The organism is Halobacteriovorax sp. HFRX-2_2 (genome assembly GCF_043196705.1).
Classification (GTDB): Bacteria; Bdellovibrionota; Bacteriovoracia; order Bacteriovoracales; family Bacteriovoracaceae; genus Halobacteriovorax_A.
The window spans coordinates 35,356-55,384 of the sequence record NZ_JBEBMT010000001.1; the positions used below are offsets into that span (position 1 = coordinate 35,356).

The 20,029-nt window shown below is 36.9% G+C and carries 17 protein-coding genes; 12 read left to right on the forward strand and 5 right to left on the reverse strand.

The features are described from left to right. Positions 1-43 precede the first annotated feature (43 nt). The 9 genes from ABMA79_RS00190 (at position 44) to ABMA79_RS00230 (ending at position 11,033) form a co-directional block, all read left to right on the forward strand. The gene (locus ABMA79_RS00190; protein WP_392857506.1) at positions 44-1,300 is read left to right on the forward strand and encodes a dicarboxylate/amino acid:cation symporter; all 1,257 of its coding nucleotides are present in this window, start codon (positions 44-46) and stop codon (positions 1,298-1,300) included. A 156-nt stretch (positions 1,301-1,456) separates the two neighbouring features. Next, the gene (locus tag ABMA79_RS00195; protein ID WP_392857505.1) at positions 1,457-2,986 is read left to right on the forward strand and encodes a transglycosylase SLT domain-containing protein; all 1,530 of its coding nucleotides are present in this window, start codon (positions 1,457-1,459) and stop codon (positions 2,984-2,986) included. 97 nt (positions 2,987-3,083) lie between these two features. After that, positions 3,084-4,256: a hypothetical protein gene (locus ABMA79_RS00200; protein ID WP_392857502.1), complete on the forward strand. Its 1,173-nt coding sequence runs from the start codon at positions 3,084-3,086 to the stop codon at positions 4,254-4,256. A gap of 151 nt (positions 4,257-4,407) precedes the next feature. Then, complete coding sequence (locus tag ABMA79_RS00205) at positions 4,408-5,589, forward strand: hypothetical protein (protein ID WP_393089317.1); 1,182 nt, start codon at positions 4,408-4,410, stop codon at positions 5,587-5,589. A 177-nt stretch (positions 5,590-5,766) separates the two neighbouring features. Continuing rightward, positions 5,767-6,717: a porin gene (locus ABMA79_RS00210; RefSeq protein ID WP_393090820.1), complete on the forward strand. Its 951-nt coding sequence runs from the start codon at positions 5,767-5,769 to the stop codon at positions 6,715-6,717. Positions 6,718-6,849: 132 nt separating this feature from the next. Next, positions 6,850-7,812 (forward strand): hypothetical protein, encoded by a 963-nt coding sequence (locus ABMA79_RS00215; protein WP_393089320.1) that lies wholly within the window; start codon positions 6,850-6,852, stop codon positions 7,810-7,812. A gap of 102 nt (positions 7,813-7,914) precedes the next feature. After that, positions 7,915-8,910: a hypothetical protein gene (locus ABMA79_RS00220; protein ID WP_393089322.1), complete on the forward strand. Its 996-nt coding sequence runs from the start codon at positions 7,915-7,917 to the stop codon at positions 8,908-8,910. A 62-nt stretch (positions 8,911-8,972) separates the two neighbouring features. Further along, a complete protein-coding gene (locus ABMA79_RS00225) occupies positions 8,973-9,953 on the forward strand; it encodes a hypothetical protein (protein ID WP_392857492.1) in 981 nt (326 codons plus the stop codon). Between the two features lie 93 nt (positions 9,954-10,046). Then, positions 10,047-11,033 carry a hypothetical protein gene (locus tag ABMA79_RS00230; RefSeq protein WP_393089325.1) on the forward strand — a complete coding sequence of 329 codons (987 nt, stop codon included), beginning with the start codon at positions 10,047-10,049 and terminating at the stop codon, positions 11,031-11,033. Here ABMA79_RS00230 and ABMA79_RS00235 read toward each other — a convergent pair. Both ABMA79_RS00235 and ABMA79_RS00240 read right to left on the reverse strand, forming a co-directional pair. Then, positions 11,030-11,506 carry a tRNA (cytidine(34)-2'-O)-methyltransferase gene (locus ABMA79_RS00235; protein ID WP_393056649.1) on the reverse strand — a complete coding sequence of 159 codons (477 nt, stop codon included), beginning with the start codon at positions 11,504-11,506 and terminating at the stop codon, positions 11,030-11,032. The two genes, ABMA79_RS00230 and ABMA79_RS00235, sit on opposite strands and share 4 nt — an antisense overlap. A gap of 12 nt (positions 11,507-11,518) precedes the next feature. Continuing rightward, complete coding sequence (locus ABMA79_RS00240; RefSeq protein WP_392857486.1) at positions 11,519-13,027, reverse strand: leucyl aminopeptidase; 1,509 nt, start codon at positions 13,025-13,027, stop codon at positions 11,519-11,521. A 101-nt stretch (positions 13,028-13,128) separates the two neighbouring features. Between ABMA79_RS00240 and ABMA79_RS00245 the strand changes: the two genes are divergently transcribed. Beyond that, complete coding sequence (locus ABMA79_RS00245; protein ID WP_393089328.1) at positions 13,129-14,310, forward strand: LptF/LptG family permease; 1,182 nt, start codon at positions 13,129-13,131, stop codon at positions 14,308-14,310. Here the strand turns inward: ABMA79_RS00245 and ABMA79_RS00250 are convergent. From ABMA79_RS00250 to ABMA79_RS00260, 3 genes are all read right to left on the reverse strand, one after another. Next, positions 14,307-15,425: a helix-turn-helix domain-containing protein gene (locus ABMA79_RS00250; protein WP_393089331.1), complete on the reverse strand. Its 1,119-nt coding sequence runs from the start codon at positions 15,423-15,425 to the stop codon at positions 14,307-14,309. The genes ABMA79_RS00245 and ABMA79_RS00250 overlap by 4 nt on opposite strands. Before the next feature lie 20 nt (positions 15,426-15,445). Beyond that, positions 15,446-16,249, reverse strand: a complete 804-nt coding sequence (locus ABMA79_RS00255; protein ID WP_392857481.1) for a tetratricopeptide repeat protein — start codon at positions 16,247-16,249, stop codon at positions 15,446-15,448. Positions 16,250-16,346: 97 nt separating this feature from the next. After that, the gene (locus ABMA79_RS00260; RefSeq protein WP_392857479.1) at positions 16,347-17,495 is read right to left on the reverse strand and encodes a class I SAM-dependent RNA methyltransferase; all 1,149 of its coding nucleotides are present in this window, start codon (positions 17,493-17,495) and stop codon (positions 16,347-16,349) included. A gap of 65 nt (positions 17,496-17,560) precedes the next feature. Here ABMA79_RS00260 and ABMA79_RS00265 point away from each other — a divergent pair, with 65 nt between their 5' ends. Together ABMA79_RS00265 and ABMA79_RS00270 are read left to right on the forward strand one after the other, a co-directional pair. Continuing rightward, positions 17,561-19,291, forward strand: a complete 1,731-nt coding sequence (locus ABMA79_RS00265; protein WP_392857476.1) for a TrkH family potassium uptake protein — start codon at positions 17,561-17,563, stop codon at positions 19,289-19,291. A gap of 20 nt (positions 19,292-19,311) precedes the next feature. Next, positions 19,312-20,007, forward strand: a complete 696-nt coding sequence (locus ABMA79_RS00270; RefSeq protein WP_021266154.1) for a TrkA family potassium uptake protein — start codon at positions 19,312-19,314, stop codon at positions 20,005-20,007. Positions 20,008-20,029 lie beyond the last annotated feature (22 nt).

Genomic DNA, 20,029 nt, shown 5'->3' on the forward strand with positions numbered 1-20,029 from the left:
TATTTTAAACGATTTGAATTTTTATAGTTAAAAGGGGAATTTAATGCAACCAGCAGCAAAGAAGGAAGCGCAGAAGATTGGTATTGCAATGGTACTCGGATTAATTTTGGGTCTTCTGTTACATTATTTTGGAAAGGGTGAATACGTAAAATTTATTTCTCCTGTCGGAGATGCCTTTATCTCCCTTTTAAAAATGGTAATCATTCCTCTTGTTTTCTCTTCAATCTTTATGGCCATGTATCACTTAGGTACTCCTGAGTCTTTAGGTCGAATGGGTGTAAGAGCTGTTGCATACTATTTTGTAACAACATGTATTGCGGTTTTATTTGGTATCATTTTTGTAAACCTAATCAACCCTGGTATTGGCGCTGATCTTGGGGCCGCCGGTGTACAAGGTTTATCAGAAGCGATGCAATCTAAAGTTGCAAGTAGCTCCGGCGGTTGGGCTTCACTATTTGCTTCAATTAAGGAAGTTCTTCTAGGTGCTATACCTACTAATCCATTTGGCTCAATGGCCGATGGAAATATCCTTCAAGTAATTGTCTTCTCAATTCTCATGGGAATGACGGCATTATTTATTCCAAAAGATAGTGAGCCATTTGTTAAAGTTGTTGGCTCTCTTGAGGCCCTTTCAAATAAGCTAACTATGGGTGTAATGAGCTTAGCTCCTTATGGGATCTTTGTTCTAATGACAGGTGTACTTGCTAAGTCTGGATTTGGTGCGATTGTATCACTTTCAAAATATATGCTTACAGTAATTTTAGGTCTTATTTGTCACGGTATTTTCCTTCTTATTGTAGGAAGTGTTCGCAGCAAGACTTCACCTTTTGAAATTTTAAAAGGTATTGGGCCGGCCATTATCACAGCATTCTCAACAGCTTCTTCAGCGGCAACTCTACCGATTACAATGATGAATGTTGAAGAAAATCTCGGAGTTGATAAGGACACTGCAAAGTTTGTTCTTCCTCTTGGTGCAACTGTTAATATGGATGGAACTGCTTTATACGAATCAGTAGCGGCCATCTTTATTGCACAAGCTTATGGCTATGACTTAGGTCTTACACAACAAATTATCATTTTTATGACAGCTTCTCTTGCGGCCATTGGTGCTGCAGCAATTCCTGGAGCTGGACTCATTACAATGTCGATTGTTCTTTCGGCAGTAGGTCTCCCAATTGAGGGGATCGGTCTTATCTTAGCAGTTGATAGAATTCTGGACATGTTCAGAACTGCTGTTAACGTATTTGGCGATGCCATGGGAACAGTTGTTGTTGACTCTATGCTGAAAAATAAAGAATAAACAACACAAAGTATTGATTTTAGTACGGAACTTAACCGAAAAAATCTTTTCCTCGTTGACTCAGACACGACAATTTGAAAAAATATGAGAACCCTAAATTTAGGGTTCTCTTATATTTATGAACGCTGAATACACATATATAGTTAAGGATGATCGATGAGAATTAATGGATTAATTTTACTGGTAGCCTCCCAACTGCTCTTTTCATGTATCTCTGTTGAGAAAGATGTCCCGAGCCCGAAGGACATTTCTGAAATAGTTGAGACAGATGCTGAAATTGAAGCAGATGCGGAATTCTCAGAAGAAAAGATCATTGCACGTAGTGCTAAGCACGGTGCAGAGTTCTCAAGTGATCAAATTGTTGGGTCTGCAAAGATTGAGCATCCGACATCTCACGAACTTAAGACTTACTTCTTATATGGAGCTGAGCACTTAAATCTTGAAAATAATTATTTTGATATCCCTGTTGTTTACAATGCTGCTGTTAAGAAGTGGATTAAGTATTTTACAACTCGTGGCCGTGGCTTCTTTGAAAGATACTCTGCGAGAGCTGGAAGATATGCACCAATTCTTTCTAAAGTTTTAAAAGACAACGGACTTCCACAGGATCTAATTTTCTTAGCAATGGCCGAGTCAGGTTTTCAAACGAAGGCCAAGTCTTGGGCAAAAGCTGTTGGTCCTTGGCAATTCATGCCATACACAGGACGTCGTTATGGACTTGAAGTTAATTGGTATGTTGATGAAAGACGTGACCCAATTAAGTCTTCATATGCAGCATCGAAATACTTAAGAAAGTTATTTAAGCAATTTGGTTCTTGGGAACTTGCCGCTGCTTCATACAATGCTGGTGAAGGAAAGATGTCTCGAGCGATTCGTCGCTACCGTACAAAGAACTTTTGGAAAATTAGAAAAGGTCGCTACCTAAAGCCAGAGACTAAAAATTATGTTCCAAAAATTATGGCCCTTGCTATCATTGGGAAGAACCTTAAGTCATTTGGTTTTGAAGAAATTGATTGGCATGAGCCTTTAGACTTTCAAGAAATTTCTGTTCCTGGTGGAGCAGATTTATTTGAGATTGCAAAAGACTTAAATGTTGAATTTGATGATCTACACTACTTGAACCCTGAGATTCAAAGATGGTTTACGCCACCGACTCATAAGACTTATACATTAAGAGTTCCTGTTGGAAAAAGAGAGCAGTGGGCAGCTTGTTGTACACAGAAGAACTACGTTGCAAGCCAGGAAGTTTTTCAAAAGTACCGCGTAAGAGGAAAGAGAACTCGCCTTGATGATGTTGCAAGAAAGTTCAAAATTAAAGATAAAGAAGTTCTTACTTGGTTAAACGATGATTTCAAATCACATCGTTCCAGAGTTAAGCGTGGGTCATATGTAACTCTTCCTTTTAGAATTGGTCAGAGTAAGAAAGATAATATGTATGCTGACCTTTATGATAAGCCACGTAAGTCAGTTGTGAGAAAGAGAAAGTATCGCAATCGTATTAGACTAGCTAAACAGCGTGGAAAGAAAATTAACAACCCAACGAAGTACTATACAGTACAACGTGGTGACTCTTTATGGTCGGTATCACGCAAAACTGGAGTTAGTCTTGATACTCTAATTGTTTCTAACTTAAAGATCATTAAGAAGAGACAAATTAGAGCAGGTGACAGACTCGTCATTAAATAATCTAAAAAAATGTAAGAAAAAAATAGTGAAAATACCTGAAACCACGCTTTAATGCGTGGTTTCGCTATTTAAATTCCAAAAAAAATAAGCTATTGTATTGCCAAACACAACACACAAGGAATTTGGTACCATGGCCTATAGCGATATTCTAAAGCTTAAAAAAGTCGAAGTTAAACAAGAAGAGAAGACATTTATTAAAAACTTAATTGTTGGAAATGATATCTTTGCGATCGACTTATTTGACCATTTAAATAACTTAGATGCGACAAGTGTAAAGCTCCTTTCAGAGGAAGAAATTACTGAAGATAATTTTAAACTGATGGGGCCATCATTAATTCGCGGTGAAGAAAATATTTCAATTTTTAAAGAGCTTGGATTAGTTGAAGAAGCTCAAATTAGTAGCTCTTGTTTTTATAAAGATTCAAAGTTTCACGCTTTTGGATCACGTACAAAACCAATGCCACTACTTTGGGGAGAAGAAAGTTATATTGATAATCATATTCAATTGTCACCATCTGAAATTCTTCCATCTCTTAATAAAGAAGGGCTTCTCGAGCGAATTAAAGAAAATAGTTATGGCCTAAGAATCAAAGAAATTTTCCGCACAACCCCTGAAGAGTTAATTGATCAAGCCTTCTGGAAAGTATGCCTGACAAATGGGCTAATTATTGAATGTGAAAATCTTTATTGGGGAGAGTCTCCATCTAAATTCTTAGAGCTATTCCAAGAAAAGAAAACTCTTTCTAGTGAGTTTATCGAATTCTGTGAAAGCACGACAACTCCTTGTTCTTTATATGTTCACTTAGACTTAGAAGAGAAGATTACTAAGGATGAGGATGCAGAACAGACTTACTTTTTTCCTCTTTCGTTTACTCACGATTGGGGACATTTTATCGGTGAAATCTGTGATTCTGAGAGTGAAGGATATGCTCAAACAGCGAAATTTGTTACTTTTGTCGATAAAGAAGAGAGCACAGAAGAAGATATTTCTAAAAAAATCAATCTTTTGAAGAAAAACCTAGCTAAGAATTTTGACGCTTTTGATGAGAATAAGTCAAAGGAGCGCGTGGTTTTAAGAGATTATTCTTATTGTCCAGATATTGACGATTCTTCAATTGCAGACGGAACTTTAAATGAAGATCATCTAATCTTCTTTAGTTTCAACGCTCCTTTGAAGCAGGCGGCGACAAAAAATACTACATTCGTAGATTCCTGGATGTCGTCAAAATTCCTGGCACGTGGCATGGCCGTCCAAGCAAAGATAAAATAAAAAATACTTATACAAACCCCGAAATTACGAATTCTTTAGCAATTTCGGGGTGTTGACATTCATCTCATCTCCTTTGAAAATTTAAGAACTAACATTTTTTAGAAGAGTTTAATTTTTAAGCTCAAGGATTTACTCGTTCAAGGAGACGAATATGAAAAAGGTATTTTTAGGTGCCGCTACTTTAGCTCTACTAAGTACAAGTGCTTATGCTACTAAAGCGAGACTTCTTGCTCTAGGTGATGAAGTTGAAGACAACTACTACACAATGGATGATCGTTATATCTTTACTAACGCTTCATTTGTAAACAACTACGGAGATATGGTTGTACTTGAGTACGGTGCAGAAGGTATTGGTTCTGGATCAGCAACTCTTGATACTGATGGTGACCCTAAAGCAATGGGTGGATTCTTTAAGAAAATGGGGAACTTCACATATGGTCTTTACCTAGGTAACGAATCAAATATTTCGACATCTCTTAGAATTCTTGCATCAGCTCCAGTTGCTACAACAAACTACTTAGCTTCTTCAGATAATCAACTAGAACTTTTCATTGGTGGAAAAGCTGGTGTTAACTGGGGTGCAGCTTTTGTTTACGCTTCTTCAGATAGAGACGTTACATCAATTGATGGGTCAACAAATAATAAAATGGAAGACGAAGCAATGGCCGTTAAGCTTGGTGTTAACAAAGACAACTGGGATGCATACGCAAACGTATCTCTAATGTCTGAGTCTAAGAACCTTCTATCAGGTAATAAGTTTGATGGAACTCTTGGTGTACAAGTTGGTGGTTCTTACACAATCAATAAAGACACTAAATTCTACGGTTCATATAAAACATTTTCTTGGGATCAAGAAAGAGGTTTAGGAGATGAAGATGGAGAGCTTTCTCGTCTAGATCTTGGTGCAGGTAAAGAATACAAAGTTGAAGGTGGAATGGTTTTCGTAAGAACTGCATTCCAAGTAATCAATGTTGAACTTAACGCTGTTCCTGGTAAAGCAAAGCTAGAAACAATGAATCTTCCAGTTATTATTGGTGCTGAAACTAAAGCAACTGATTGGTTAACTCTTAGAGGTTCTGTTTCTCAATCTGTTTACTCAAATGCAAAATCTACTGACCTTGCAAATGCAACAGGTGGACCAACTAATATTTTAGCATCAGCTGTTGTTGCTAACTACAATGGTTCTTACACAAATGGTGATGCTTCTTTTGAAAACACAACTAGAGTTGCTGTTGGTGCTACTTTAAATTATAAAACTGTTGATATTGATGTTTACACTGGAACAAACGGTGAAGACACAGATTCAAGAGTTGCAATGAAGTACAACTTCTAATTAAATTTTTGATTATATACAGAAGGCCGTGGAAGCGTAACCACGGCCTTTCTTAAAAAAAAGTAAAAAAAAATTGCACACAAAAACAAAAAGGGTATAATTTAGTAAATTATTTTTTTAAATCGAACTAGAACGCTAGTTTAAATAAAACAAAACAAGGAGTAAGTTTTGAAAAAAATGACAGGTATTATCGCAATGGCAGTACTTTCTTCTGCAGCATTTGCAAACACAATCGTTCCAGAAACTTCACGTGATGGAAAAACTAAGAACGCTTCAGTTATCGCTACAACTGGTGAAATGAGAACTTTCGTAGCTGGTGAGTATAACTCAAAAACTACAGAAGCTGATACTGCTGGTGCACAAGAAGTTGATACAACTAACATGAATGTTTACGGTGCATGGTCAAACAAAATGATCTCTGTAGAAGCAGACATCAACATGGGTGAAGATGCAGATACAGATAACGATTCTTACGGTGTACAAGCTGCATACAGAATCAATAAGCAATTTGCTGTTGGTCTTGGTTACACAATGATGGGTGAAGATACAACTCCAGAAACTGATATGTCTAAACTTGAAATTGCTGGTTCATACAACATGAATGACCTAGTAATTGGTGCTTCATTTGCAATCACTTCTTATGAGCAAGGTACAACTGATGGTTCATTCAACACTCTTACTGTAGGTGTTGGTTCAAACGCAAACAATATGTCATGGGAAGCAGGTCTTACTTACGATATGGAAGAAGATACTGACCTAGACGTTGGATCAAAAATTGGTCTATTCGCTGGTATGACTAAAGTTGTTAACAACATCGAACTTGATGGTGATCTTTCATACAAGACTGGTGATGTAACTTCAGCTGGTGGTGACTATACTGCTCTAGGTTTCAACTTTGATGCAGAATTCCTAGTAGGGAAAATGTTCTACATCACTCCAGGTCTTAACTACTCAAGCGAAGACGTAGCTGGTACTGAAACTAACCAACTAGACCTATCTGCTGACTTCGGTTACAGAGCTAACAAAATCGATGCAACTTTTGGTATTGACTATGCTGTAATGGCTGAGTCTAACGATGTTGACTTTGATTCAATGGCTTGGAAAGTTAACGTAGCTTACAACTTCTAATTTTAATTTTAAAATTTAGAATATACGTGAAGGGAGACTTAGGTCTCCCTTTCTTTTTTTTAAATTAATTTAAGTTTTTATTTTTTTCTTCTTAGTTGAAAATTTGCATATACAAATTTAATGGAGGAAGAAATGAATAAAATCATTATGGCCGCAACTCTAGTTGGGCTCACAACAACAGCGTTTGCGAATACGATAGTTCCTGAAACGTCACGTGACGGTAAAACCAAAAACGATTCAACAATAGCAGTAACACAAGAAATGAGAACCTTTGTTGCGGCCGAGTATAATTCTTCAAATTTAGAACCCGATACCGGTGGTGATATCGATACAACTAACTTTGACTTTTACGGTGCTTGGTCAAATAAGATGGTTTCGATTGAAGCGGACTTAGACTTTGGGAATGTCGATACTGGTGCAACAGATACAGATTTTACAGTTTATGATATTAAGGCCGGTTTTAGATTAACTAAACAATTTGCCTTAGGTCTTGGTTATCAGATGGTTGATACAGATCCAAATAGCGAGGACTCTGTTATAGAGATTGCGGCATCATTTAATATGAATGACTTAATTTTTGGTGGTTCATTCAGTCTTGTGGATGAAGATAACGGAACAATTGATGGTTCTCATAATCGTATTATTCTTGGACTAGGGTCAAATAAGGATAATATGTCTTGGGAAGCTGGTCTTCAATTTGATCTTGAAGAAAAAGATGATGATATTAAGTCTCCAACTCGTACTAAAATCTTTGCAGGTATGACAACGGTACTAAATAACACAGAACTTGATGGTGATATTGACTACACAACTGGTGACTTTACAACAGCAGGTGGTGATTACTCTCAGTTTCACTTAAACTTTGATGCTGAATTCATGCTACATAAAATGTTCTTTATCGCTCCAGGTATTGAATATACTCTTACAGACAATGATGGAACGGACACTAAACAGCTCGATCTTTCTGCAGACTTTAGATATCGTATGAACGGAATTGATGCGACATTCGGTGTTGATTATGCAGTTATTGGAGAAGTTGGAACTGTCGATTACGATGAAATGGCCTGGAAGGTTAATGTCGCTTACTTATTTTAAAAATTGATTTTAAACTTATCAATGTCATAAAAAGGGAGATTTTCATCTCCCTTTTCTCTTTGTATAATCTATTACAATATTCATACGCCCTAGGAGTTCGAGTTGAAGTCGAAAAAAATCTTATGTCTAAGTGCACTTTCACTTATTAGTACTAATGTATCTGCAAATTTTATTCTTCCTGAAATTTCACGTGATGGTAAAACCTTAAACACATCTGTCATCGCAGTCTCACAAGAAAAAAGAAATTTCGCGGCAGCTAAGTATGAATACTTAAGTGTTGAAAGTGATACGACTCCAGCAGTTGAAATCAAACAAAGCTCTCCAGGTATTTTTGGTGGATTTTCGACTAATAGCTTTAGTGGCCAGTTAAATATGGAGATACCGACTTATGATATGGAAGGTGCAAAAAATCATGCAACCAACTTCTCATTTCTCGGTGGATACCAGGTAAATAAGAAGCTAACTTTAGGGCTTGGCTACACTAAGTCTGAGTTAGATATCTCAACAGACGAAAGCGTCATTGCGGCGGGAGGAAGTCTTAAAGTTAATGACAAGGTTTTAGGTGGTTCTGTTGAATATGTTGAAAATAAAACTTCTGCCACAAAAGGTGGCTTCTTTGTTCTAAGTGCAGGATTTGGTCAGCAAGATGCAAAGAATAGTGTTGAAGCAGGTGTGCAGTTAATGACAGAAGGTTCTGATGATTTAACAACTGGAAAGCGTTTTACTCTCTTTAGTAGTATGACAAAAGTTGTTAATGGAATTGAGATTGATGGTAGCTTCACATATGAATTTGGAAATTACCTAAAAGATGAAGGTAATTCTCTAGATGGAAATAACTATAATGCACTTTACTTTGAATTCGATGCAGAATTCCTCGTAGGTTCAAATTTCTATATTACTCCGGGAGTTAATTATTCTGCCGAAAACGCGCCGGGTGTTTCAAGTGATACTTCTGACGTTAGAATAAAGACTGATTTCGGTTATCGCACAAAAAGACTAGATGCAACAATTGGTGCGAGCTATATCTTTGTCGGTGAGGAAAACGATATCGACTATGATGGCCTTGGTTGGTCACTAAATGTTGGATATTTGTTTTAATTAATTCTATTTAAAGTATAATAAATCTTAATATTTATTTTTATTGCTTCAAGGAGGAAGATTTGAAGAAGTTAATTAGTGCAGTTGCACTTGCAGCACTTTCAACATCAGCATACGCCAATGTATTAATGCCAGAAATTTCACGCGATGGTAAAACAAGAAACACATCAGTACTTGCTGTTTCTCAAGAAAAGAGAAGCTTCATTGCTGGCCAATATATTTCTCAATCTCTTGAAACAGATACGACTCCTTCATTTGACCTTGATATTACTGTACCTAGTTTATTTGGAGCATTTTCAAATGAATCATTTTCTTTTGAAGGTTCATATCAAAAATCAGAAACTGAATCTGGTGGTTCTGATCAAGAACTTGCAAGAGTAGATCTACTAGCGGGGATTAGAGCTGGTGGAAGTTTAACCCTTGGTCTTGGTCTATCTGTAAATGAACTATCAGATACTCTAGACGATACAATTATTGAAGCTGGTGGAACTATTGTTGTTAATGGGACAACTCTTGGTGCTTCACTTGCTCATCATACTTTAAATGATTTCTTAGTTGAAGGTGATTATACAGTTCTAACAATGGGATTTGGTAAGCAAGATAAGTCATTGTCATGGGAAACAGGAATTAAATATACAACTAAAGGAAATGATGCAGTAAATACTGATTCTCGTTTAGGTGTTTTTGCTAATGGAACAACGATTGTAAACTCTATTGAATTAGATGGAAAATTCTCATTTGAGTACGGTGATTATGTACAAAATGGTGGAAGTGATAATGATTACTCTTCTTTAAGCTTAGAGATGGATGCAGAATTCTTAATGGGAGAAACTTTTTATATAACACCGGGACTTGAATATATGAGTATTACGCTACCTGATGCTTTCGATGCAGATACTAGTGTATTTGTTGCTAAAACAGATTTTGGATATAGAGCTAATAAGCTTGATGCTACATTTGGGCTTAGTTACTCGACAGGTGAACTTCAAAGTATTGATGTCGATGGATTAGGATTTAAACTAAACGTTGGTTATAATTTCTAATTGATATATAGAAATTGATAATTTGTAAGAAGGGAGGCTTTGACCTCCCTTTTTATATCCTCTAGAATAAAATCAAATTATTTAAGAGGGATTATGAAAAAACAAATTTTTGCACTATCACTACTATTATCATCAACTGCATTTGCAAACCGAGTTATGCCTGAAATTTCTAAAGATGGTAAAACGAGACACAGCTCTTCAATGGCCGTGGCAAATGACCGCAGACAATTTTTTAATACTCAATTCGAAGGTGGGAGTGCCGAGATTCAGGATATCGATACTCTAGATAGCTCTGATTTTGATATCAATGGTGCTTTTGGAAATCGTGTCTTTTCAGCGGAATTTTCTTATAACGACAATGTTGGTTTCGCACAGACTAGGCCAATCATTACTGAAGTTGGTCATAATAGAGAGGCCGTTCTTCTAATGGGGTTTAGACCTGTTGATTTAGTTTCTTTTGGTTTCGGTTACCGCAATATTGAAAGAGATATGCAAAATAAGAATATTAATACTTTTGAAGTTGAAGCTTCAACAATGTTTAATATTAATCGCGTAAGCTTTGGTGGTGCTTATAAGTATGTAAAACCAAACTCACAAAGACATGGTTACTATGCAGACTTAACTCTTGCTGGTGGATACTTAGATGAGGTTCTTTCTGCTGAAGCTGGGTTAAGTGTTAAGACGAAGAGCCAAGAGCTTAATCGCGGAACTCGCAAAGAATTCTTTATTGGTGGAACGAGAAAGTATAGTAACTTAGAATTTGATACTGATTTTGAATATGAGTTAGGAGACAATGGTTACGAGACTGGAGATTATAAGAGAATGAAGTTTAACTTTGATCTTGAAGTTCTTTATACAAAATACCTATACGTAACTCCAGGGCTTGAATATAGAAACCTTGAGATTAACAACTCTTCATCTGAGCAAATTTATACGTCTGTTGATTTTGGTTATCGTGAAGCCGGAATGGATATTACACTAGCATTCGATTATCTTGCAGACGGAAATCTAGAGATTGCAAATCAAGATATTAAGCTTGATCAGTATCGCGTAACTTTAGGAATGGGATACCAATTCTAGTATTGAATTACTCTTAATGCTTCGTAGGCCACGGCCGTGGCCACATTTGAGAGATTTAACGATCTCACATGTTCTGAAAACATCGGAAGACAAAATAAACGATTAGGGTAGCTATCAAAGATATGCTTTGGTAGCCCTTTCGTTTCCGAGCCAAAGACTAAGTAACAACCCTTTGTGTAACCACGTCCATAGAAGTGATTTTCTTTAGCTGTCTTAGTGTAGAAGAATAGATCTTCTTCTTGTGGCCTTTCATTTTCAAGAAACTCTTCCCAGTTTTCATATTCGGCAACTTCAACGTGTTTCCAGTAATCAAGACCCGCTCGTCTTACGGCCTTCTCTGAAAGATCAAAGCCATAAGGTTTAATAAGGACAAGTCTTGCACCTAGAGCGATGCAAGTACGCCCAATACTCCCGGTATTTCCGGGAATATCTGGCGCATATAGAACAATGTTAAAAATTGCGTTACTACTCACTGGGATGACTTCTTAGTTTTGCTTTAAGTACTCAACAAGAGATCTAATCACAGTTCCTGAAGCACCTTTTGGTGGACAGTATGGAAGGTGAGATTGAGAATCACCAACACCTGCGATATCAAGGTGGGCCCAAGCAATGTCATTCTTAATGAATTCTTGTAGGAATGCAGCTGCTTTAGCTGTTCCACCCCAACGTGAACCACCGATATTCTTAAGGTCTGAAATAGTACCTTTCATATCTTTTTGCCACTCAGGGATAATTGGAAGTTCCCACATATACTCATCTGCAGAGTCTGCAGCTTTTAGTAGGCTAGAAGCAAGTTTCTTGTCATTTGACATTAGACCACAAACTTCAGTACCAAGTGCCATTAGACATGCTCCTGTAAGAGTTGCAGCGTCGATGATTGCATCTGGTTTTTGGTCACAAGCATAGTCTAGACAGTCAGCAAGAACTAAACGTCCTTCAGCATCAGTGTTTAGAATTTCAACTGTTTTACCATTTCTAGCTTTAACAATTGAATCTGGCATTGTTGCTTTAGAGTTAACAGCGTTATCAGTCATACCTAGGATACAAGTGATTTTAACTGGAAGTTTCATTTTAGCAGCAGCTCTAAATGCAGCGTAAACAGTTGCAGAACCGGCCATATCAAACTTCATATTCATCATTGATCCACCTGGCTTCAGTGAGTATCCACCAGTATCAAAAACAAGTCCCTTTCCTACGAAAGCGATGTGCTTAGTATTCTTAGTTGCTTTTGAAGGAGTGTAAGTTAGGTGAACTAGTTGAGCATCAAATGCAGAACCGTCGTTAACAGATAGGAAAAGATCCATTTTTTCTTTCTTAAGTTCTTTTCTACCCATAATCTTACACTTAACTCCGGCCATACCTTCAACATCTTTCTTAACACGCTTAGCGTATTCAGTTGAACGTAGAACGTTTGGTGGCTCGTTTACGAAGTCACGTGCAACGTTTACTGACTCAGCAACGATTTGTGCGTTCTTGATCGCTTTATCAAAATCTTTCTTCTTAGCTGCTTTTTCAGCAGTATCGATGATTACTTCTTTAAGCTTTGCTGGCTTTGAGTCTGAAAGATACTTATCAAACTTGTATGCAGTCATTTCGAAAGCTTCAACTAGAACAGCTAGAGACTCTTCTTTCTTTGACTTGTAAGTGAAAGTATCAAAAGCTACTGCTACTTTCTTGTACTTAGAAACAGTTTTGTAAGCTTTTGCTAACTCTTTTCTAATATCTTCAGTTGTTACTTTAGTCTTATCACCAAGACCAACAACTAGAACATCGCTACCGTAGTGGTTGAAAGAGTAAGTTGTTCCTTTCGCACCAGTGTAGTCTTCTGAGCTGCTCATTGATTCAAAAGTAGCTTTAAGCTCTTTTGGCCAACCTGTAAGTGCTACAGTTGCAACTTCTTTTTTACCTTTTTTTGTCATTGTCGAGTAAGCACCAATTACATAGCAATCAGCACTTGAACTTTCTTTAGAATTTAAATTCAAAGTGAATTTCATATTTGCTCCTTAAAAGGGGGTTTCAAAGTGATTTAAGAGGGTATAAACTAACAGTAAGTACACAAAAAGACAAAGTATGACAAAAGTCGGCAAGGGTTTTCATGGACGCAGTCAAAAAGATCAAAGATTTAATCCCAACGAAGATATTTCAAAGATACCTTGCGTCAAATTTTATCGTACCCTTTACGATGAGTCTTACTTTCTTTGTTGCTTTCCTCTTAACGACACAATTGTTCAGATTCATGAGGCTTGTGACGAAAAAAGGTGTAGGAATTTTGCAATTCCTAGAAATACTTGGCCATATTTCAATTAGTTTCATCCCAATGGCGACTCCCTTATCAATTCTCTTTGCCATGATTTATACACTAAATAAATTAAGTGAAGACTCTGAGATTGTTGCCCTAAGGGCCATGGGGATCAATAAGCATCGTATCTTTTCTCCATTTTTCATTATTTCAATTCTAATTGCAGCTTCGGTTGTCTCTTTAAATACGAATATGATTCCGACATCTAAGAAGATTTTTAGAAATACTTTCAAGCAGCTTGGTTCAAAGGGGATCCTTACAGACATTAAAAAGGAGCAATTCTTTACTGAGATTCCAGGAGTTATTCTATTTGCTGAAGATGTAAAAGATGAAGGGAAAGTTCTAGAAAATGTATTCTTAAGGATTTCATCAAAAGATAATGTTGATAAAGTGATTATGGCAAAAAGAGGAGTTTTAAATAAACCGAAAGTAGACGGAGACTCCATCGGCCTCAATATTCGTTTTGACTTCTTTAATGGCAGTATTATTTCAATTGATAAAGAAGGCCATGAGATAGAAAAGATTCTTTTTGAAACATATGAGTATCCAATTGTTACCAGTCAAAGTTTTTCAACTGTTAATAAGGCCAGCATGATGTCATCTAATGAACTTAGAAGGCATATTAGAAAATTAAAAGGGCAAGTTAAGAAAGCTAAGACGAAAAGAATTAAAGATAATCTTGAAGATGATATAAGAAAGGGGAGTATTGAGTATTGGGGACGTTATACGATTCCAATTCAATGTGTTATTTTTGCGCTTCTAGGCTTTGTCTTTGGTGTAAAGAAGGGACGTGGTGCGACTCGAAATACAAGTGCTCTGGCGCTTCTCGTGACGATTATCTACTACGCACTCTATTTCTCAGGGGTATCTTTAGCAAAGAAGAATAATATCCCAATCCCTCTAGTCCTGTTCTTACCAGCGGTAATTACAGGAGCTATCGGAATTAGTTATTATAAAAAATTAGATTGGAATTCTTAGTTTTGAGAGTTTTCTTTTTCTTCTAAGTATTGCTTAGAAGTTTGGACGCCACCATTTTTATCAAAAATGAAAAGTGGCAGTTTGTGATCTTTTGCGATCTCAACAGGGAAGACTAAGCTTTTAACGCCAGAGCGTGAAGACATTCCAAGTAATTCCCCATTATAGAAAACATTTAAGGCATCAATATTTCCAAGACGAAGAAGAACTTGGTCGCCTTTAATTAGTAGGTAGCGTCCTTCTTTTAGTGTGAACTTCTTAATTGGGTCATTATCACTTTGATAAACGATCCAAGAGTCACCAGTCATTGCCTTAAGGAAGATATTTTGTTTTCCTTCTTCAAAAGCGGCCCTGATATTTGCAGGAATGATTTCATTCTTCTCTTCTTCAGAGATATCTTTGAAGGCAAAGAGAGGGGAAGGTAGGTTGTAGAAGTTAAGTTCTTTTTCCTCTTCTTCTTCCTTTTTTTCCTCAACAGGCTTTTCTTCTTCTTCTTTTTTTGTCTCAACGACTACTTCAGGCTTTTTTTCCTCAACCACTGGGGCAGGAGTTTCTTCGGCCACAACTTCTTTTGTCGTTTCTTCTTCGGCCGTGTCTTGCATAGGAGTGCTTTCAGCTAGCACCTGGGCCTCAACAACAACTTCTTTAGTATCTTCTCCAGTATCTACTTCTTTTGATTTATCTAGATTTATGTAAATAAAGATACCTATTGAAAAGGCCGCTACAACGCCAAGTAATTTGTATTTTAATGAATCAGAAATCTGAACTTCTTGTTTTACAAGGTCTTGTTTCTTTTCAACATTTGCTTGAGGGAAGTCTTCTGCTTCAAGGGGTTGTGACTTCTCGGGGGCGACTGCACCATAAAGTTCTTCAAGCTTTCTTGTCGCTTCCTCTGCATCGATATCGTAAGTCTTTGCAAGAGTTTTAACAAACCCTCTTACATATGCAATATTGGGAAGCCTTTCAACATCATCTGCTTCAAGTGCTGATAGATTGGTAAGATTGATTCTTGTATGTCTGCTTACTGCTTCGATACTTAAATCTTTTTTATCTCTGGCCTTTTGTAGGTACTGACCTAGAGATAGGTTTGGGGCTTCTTTTGCAACTTCCTGTTCCATTATTACGCCTTTTTAATTAATTATAAATTATCAGTTTCAAATTTGTTCGAATAATATACGTTCTTCATTAGGTTATTCTTTATTACTAAACTTCTTTTTGCATAATCAGTTCTTGGGAACTGCTCAATGATCTGATTATAAAGAGGTAGTGCCTTTTTACTTTCTCCAAGAGAGCGATAAATTTCAGCAAGCTCAAATTTTGGTGCAATTTCTTTTTTACACTCACCACTTGTTGCAATATTTAAGTTTTTAATGGCATCTTTAATATTTCCATCTTTCTTATAAATCATGGCCAGTTGATACGGGGCCGGGCAATAGTCTAAAGTGTAGCCTGTTACTTGTTGAAGATATTTGATGGCCGCATCTTTATTTCCTCTCTTCAGTTCAATTAGAGATAGGTTGTACTTTACTCGGTAGTTGTAGCGATAGATAAGATCTTTAAGAACAACTTTGTACTGTTCTTCGGCCTTATTGTAGTCACCTTCCTTGAAGTAAATTGAAGCGAGATTATTTCTGGCATCAGAGTTCTTATTATCAACTTTGATTGCTTGCTTGAAATAGAACTTAGCTTTTTCAGGTCTGTTTTTGAAATAATAAGCAAGTCCAAGATTGTTTAGCGTCTTTGTATCATTTGGCTTTAATTGATTGGCATTCTCTAAGGCCTCAAGTGCTTGAGAGTAATCCTTATCAATCATCTTTTGAGTTCCATATGTATAGAAGAGTTCTGCTTTTCTCAACTGCTCCGTTTTCTGACTTGAAGAACAAGAAGTTGTCATGATTCCAATTAATGTTGCAAATAGAAAAGTAACTGTAGTTCGTTTCATCATTTCACCAAAAACGTTAGATTAAAAAGAGAATATACTCTTTAATTGTAATGGCTTTCAGCGCCCATTACAATGTTAATCTAAGAGCTTACAATCGTTACCTATGTTTAAAGAAGATAACCGATTCAAAGTGTCGGGTACCTGGGAAGAAGTCGAACATGTGCGCTTCTTCAATAAGATAATCTTCAAGAATCTTATGAGTATCTCGTGCCAGTGTTTGGTTGTTACAGCTTACATAGACGATATATTTTGGATTAAGTACTTTAGTAAATTCATCAATATTTTTCAGGCCACTGCGAGGTGGATCAATAACGAGTAGGTCGATATCTTTTATATTGAAGGCCTCAAGTTTATTAATTGCCGATTGGTCATAAATATCGAGCTCACTATACTCTTGATACTCTTTATTTTGTAACTTGATATATTTTGTCGGAGTTGCATCCATAACAATCGTTCGATGAGAAAGGGCCTTTGTGATATTCCCATTTCCTCCAAAAAGGTCGACTGTTGTTGAAGAGTCATTTGTGACACTTTTCATTTTTTCATTAACTAGATTTAATAAAAGCTCATTCATTGGTGGGTTTACTTGTAGAAATCCCTCCGCAGAATAATAAGAGTCAAAAGTTTTTAAGATCGTTGCATCACGCTGGAATAGCTCAACATGTCCCTTTGTCTTCTTTGCTTCACCTTGCCAATTGTCATGCAGCTTAGCTAACTCATTATTGATATCATCGTTGGCCATTAAACAATTTTTAATTGAAGTGATTTTTGAATTAGAGTCATTAAAGAAGCCAAGTGAATTATCCTTCTTATTATAATGAAGCTGAATGCGATTTCGATAATGATAGCGATCACTTGCTTTATGAATAATAAGTGAATCACTTAAATCAATTTTAAATTGTCGATTGAAATTGTCGAGATAAGCTTTCTTCTTAAATTCAATTTCATTCTCATAACTAGTATGCAGGAAGTGGCAGCCACCACATTCACTATAGTAAGGGCATTTCGAATCGGTACGTAATTGGGACTTCTTAGTTAACTCAGTTAAGCTTGCAAATTGAATGCTCTTCTTAGACTTGTAGACAAGGGCCTTGCCTTCTTCTCCTGGGAGAGTTTTTTGGATAAAGGTAATTCCATTTAGTTTTGAAACGCCTTGACCAAGAGAGTCGAGGTGTTCGACTTTGAAGTCCACTGGAAAATCTAGGGGAAACTTGATCTGTTTGTTTGGTTTCTTCTTTTTAGTCATAGGAAAATATGTCTCAATCTGCTATAAGTATCAACTTAGCTAAATTAGTAATATTATTAAATAATATGGCATCATTATTACAAAAATTGTCATTCCTGTTTGAACTTTTTTTCAACGGTAGTTTTATCCTCTTATTCACTCTCTTTGATAATAAGAAGATACCTGCCACTTGGAATCAAAAGTTTATCGTGAATACCCTAGACTTAATGGTTTGGGTAGTCCCAATTGCCATTGCTTTAACGGTTATTAAGAACATGATTGAAGCAAAGAATGGTGAAGACTTTTTCCGTCGCTATTCATTTTCGTTACTAGTCTTTATCCCAACACTTATTACTTGGGGTGACTTAAAATTTACTTATCTACTAGCGAGTGCTCACTTACTCTCAACAATCTTGTCTTTATATGATGATGGGGGAGAGACAACAAATCGGGAATATAAGAATCGATTTGATACGCTCTTTAGTAAAATAAAATTAACTTCTGCTCAGCTTGTACTCTTCACATTCGGTGGGGTTATCTTAGCCGGAACATTATTACTTATGCTTCCTCTTTCTGCTGCGGATGGAGTTAGTATTAGCTTTGTGGATGCTCTCTTTACCGCAACCTCCGCAACATGTGTAACCGGCCTTTCCACACTTGGAACAAATACAAGTTTTAGTATTGTCGGCCAACTTGTTATTTTAGGACTGATTCAAATTGGTGGGCTTTCCATCATGACTTTATACTCTTCGATGGCCATCGTTCTTGGGCGATCGATGAAGATGAAAGATCGTATCATCATGCAAGACCTTCTCGATGTTTCATCACTTGAAGAACTCTTTGCCATGATTATCAATATTGTTAAGTACACTTTCATTATTGAACTTTGGGGTGCAATCATTCTAACGATTGGTTTTACTTTTGAAGGCTTTGAATTTGGTCAGGCAATGTACTACGGATTCTTTCATAGTGTTTCTGCTTTTTGTAACGCAGGTTTTGCTCTCTTTGATAACTCTCTTGAAAACTATGCAACCAATCCACTAATTCACGGAACGATTGCCATTCTAATCTCTCTTGGTGGGATTGGATTTATTGCCCTTAAGGAATTAAAGGAAGTTGTCACAAGAGAAAAGACTATCGTACGACTTGGAATGCACACTAAAGTTGTTCTTATTACTTCACTTGCACTAACTGTTGGTGGAGCAATTTTCATCTTCTTTGGAGAGTTCCTAGGTGCTCTTGATGGCTATAACCTTTGGGAGAAAATTCAAATATCTGTCTTCCAGTCCATTACTTTAAGAACGGCCGGGTTTAATACGATTCCTCTGACAAACCTCCACTCATATACGATTTATATGATGGCCATGTTTATGTTCATTGGTGGGTCTCCAGGTTCGACGGCCGGTGGGGTAAAGACAACAACTCTGGCAATTTTAGTTCAATCTATTATTTCAACTCTTAAAGGTGATAAGAACGTTATGATGTTTGATCGCAAGATCGCAGGCCCTGTAGTTGTTAAGGCAACGGCCCTAATGTTCATTTCTATTGTTGTTTCAACATCATTTATTTTTGTCATGATGAAAATAGAGCCAAATCAAAACTTTCTGCCTCTCTTCTTTGAAGTGCTGAGTGCCGGGGGGACTGTTGGGCTTACACTTGGAGTTACTCCATTTTTAACTGTCGCAGGAAAGATCGCAATTTCGATGCTAATGCTTATTGGACGTATTGGGCCTCTCACACTAATCTTAGCTATTGGAGAGAGACAGAAATACTCAGGTAAATTAGACTATCCTGACGGACGAATAATGATTGGTTAAAATTAAATAAAGGATTTTATATGCTAGTTGCTGTTATCGGGCTAGGGACATTTGGAGCAAAAACTGCGGTAGGACTTTTCGAAAAAGGTGCCGAGGTAATTGCTATTGATAAGAATGATGAGCTCGTTGATAAAATTAAAGACCGTACAACTCACGCTGTTGCTCTTGATGTAACAGATGAGAGATCACTTCGATCAGTAAATATTTCTGACGTTGATACAGCAGTTGTGGCCATCGGGGATAATATCCAAATGTCGATTATGGCCGTAACAATGCTTCGAAAGCTTGGGGTTGGTCGAGTCATTGCCCGTGCTACTTCTAAGCTTCACGAGCACGTTTTACATGAAATTGGTGCTTCTGAAATTATTAAAGTTGAAGAGGAGATGGGGGAGATTGTTGCTTCTAAGATCATCGCTCCACACGTTCTCCAGCGCTACAACTTTGCAGCAGGTTATTCAATTGTCGAGCTAAAGCTTGGGAAGAAGTTTGAAGGTAAAACTCTTGTCGAGAGTAAGATTCGTCAAAACTATTCACTTAATATTGTTGCCCTTCAAAAGAAGGTTCCATATATCACTGAAGACGGTAAGTCCGCTTATCGTATGGAGATTAATGATTGTCCGATGCCGATGGATATTATCGAGTCAGATGACATCGTTGTTCTTGTAGGAAGTGAGAAAAACTTTAATAAACTTTTTGCTGATCTTGAGGATGCATAAGTCTTTAACGTCGCATAAAGGG

What these genes read in the sequence shown, in the direction of transcription:
- ABMA79_RS00215 (WP_393089320.1), top strand. Translation starts at nt 6,850, where the DNA reads ATGAATAAAATCATTATGGCCGCAACTCTAGTTGGGCTCACAACAACA.
- ABMA79_RS00210 (WP_393090820.1), top strand. Translation starts at nt 5,767, where the DNA reads ATGACAGGTATTATCGCAATGGCAGTACTTTCTTCTGCAGCATTTGCA.
- ABMA79_RS00245 (WP_393089328.1), top strand. Translation starts at nt 13,129, where the DNA reads ATGGACGCAGTCAAAAAGATCAAAGATTTAATCCCAACGAAGATATTT.
- ABMA79_RS00240 (WP_392857486.1), bottom strand. Translation starts at nt 13,027, where the DNA reads ATGAAATTCACTTTGAATTTAAATTCTAAAGAAAGTTCAAGTGCTGAT.
- ABMA79_RS00230 (WP_393089325.1), top strand. Translation starts at nt 10,047, where the DNA reads ATGAAAAAACAAATTTTTGCACTATCACTACTATTATCATCAACTGCA.
- ABMA79_RS00265 (WP_392857476.1), top strand. Translation starts at nt 17,561, where the DNA reads ATGGCATCATTATTACAAAAATTGTCATTCCTGTTTGAACTTTTTTTC.
- ABMA79_RS00205 (WP_393089317.1), top strand. Translation starts at nt 4,408, where the DNA reads ATGAAAAAGGTATTTTTAGGTGCCGCTACTTTAGCTCTACTAAGTACA.
- ABMA79_RS00250 (WP_393089331.1), bottom strand. Translation starts at nt 15,425, where the DNA reads ATGGAACAGGAAGTTGCAAAAGAAGCCCCAAACCTATCTCTAGGTCAG.
- ABMA79_RS00190 (WP_392857506.1), top strand. Translation starts at nt 44, where the DNA reads ATGCAACCAGCAGCAAAGAAGGAAGCGCAGAAGATTGGTATTGCAATG.
- ABMA79_RS00195 (WP_392857505.1), top strand. Translation starts at nt 1,457, where the DNA reads ATGAGAATTAATGGATTAATTTTACTGGTAGCCTCCCAACTGCTCTTT.
- ABMA79_RS00270 (WP_021266154.1), top strand. Translation starts at nt 19,312, where the DNA reads ATGCTAGTTGCTGTTATCGGGCTAGGGACATTTGGAGCAAAAACTGCG.
- ABMA79_RS00255 (WP_392857481.1), bottom strand. Translation starts at nt 16,249, where the DNA reads ATGAAACGAACTACAGTTACTTTTCTATTTGCAACATTAATTGGAATC.
- ABMA79_RS00260 (WP_392857479.1), bottom strand. Translation starts at nt 17,495, where the DNA reads ATGACTAAAAAGAAGAAACCAAACAAACAGATCAAGTTTCCCCTAGAT.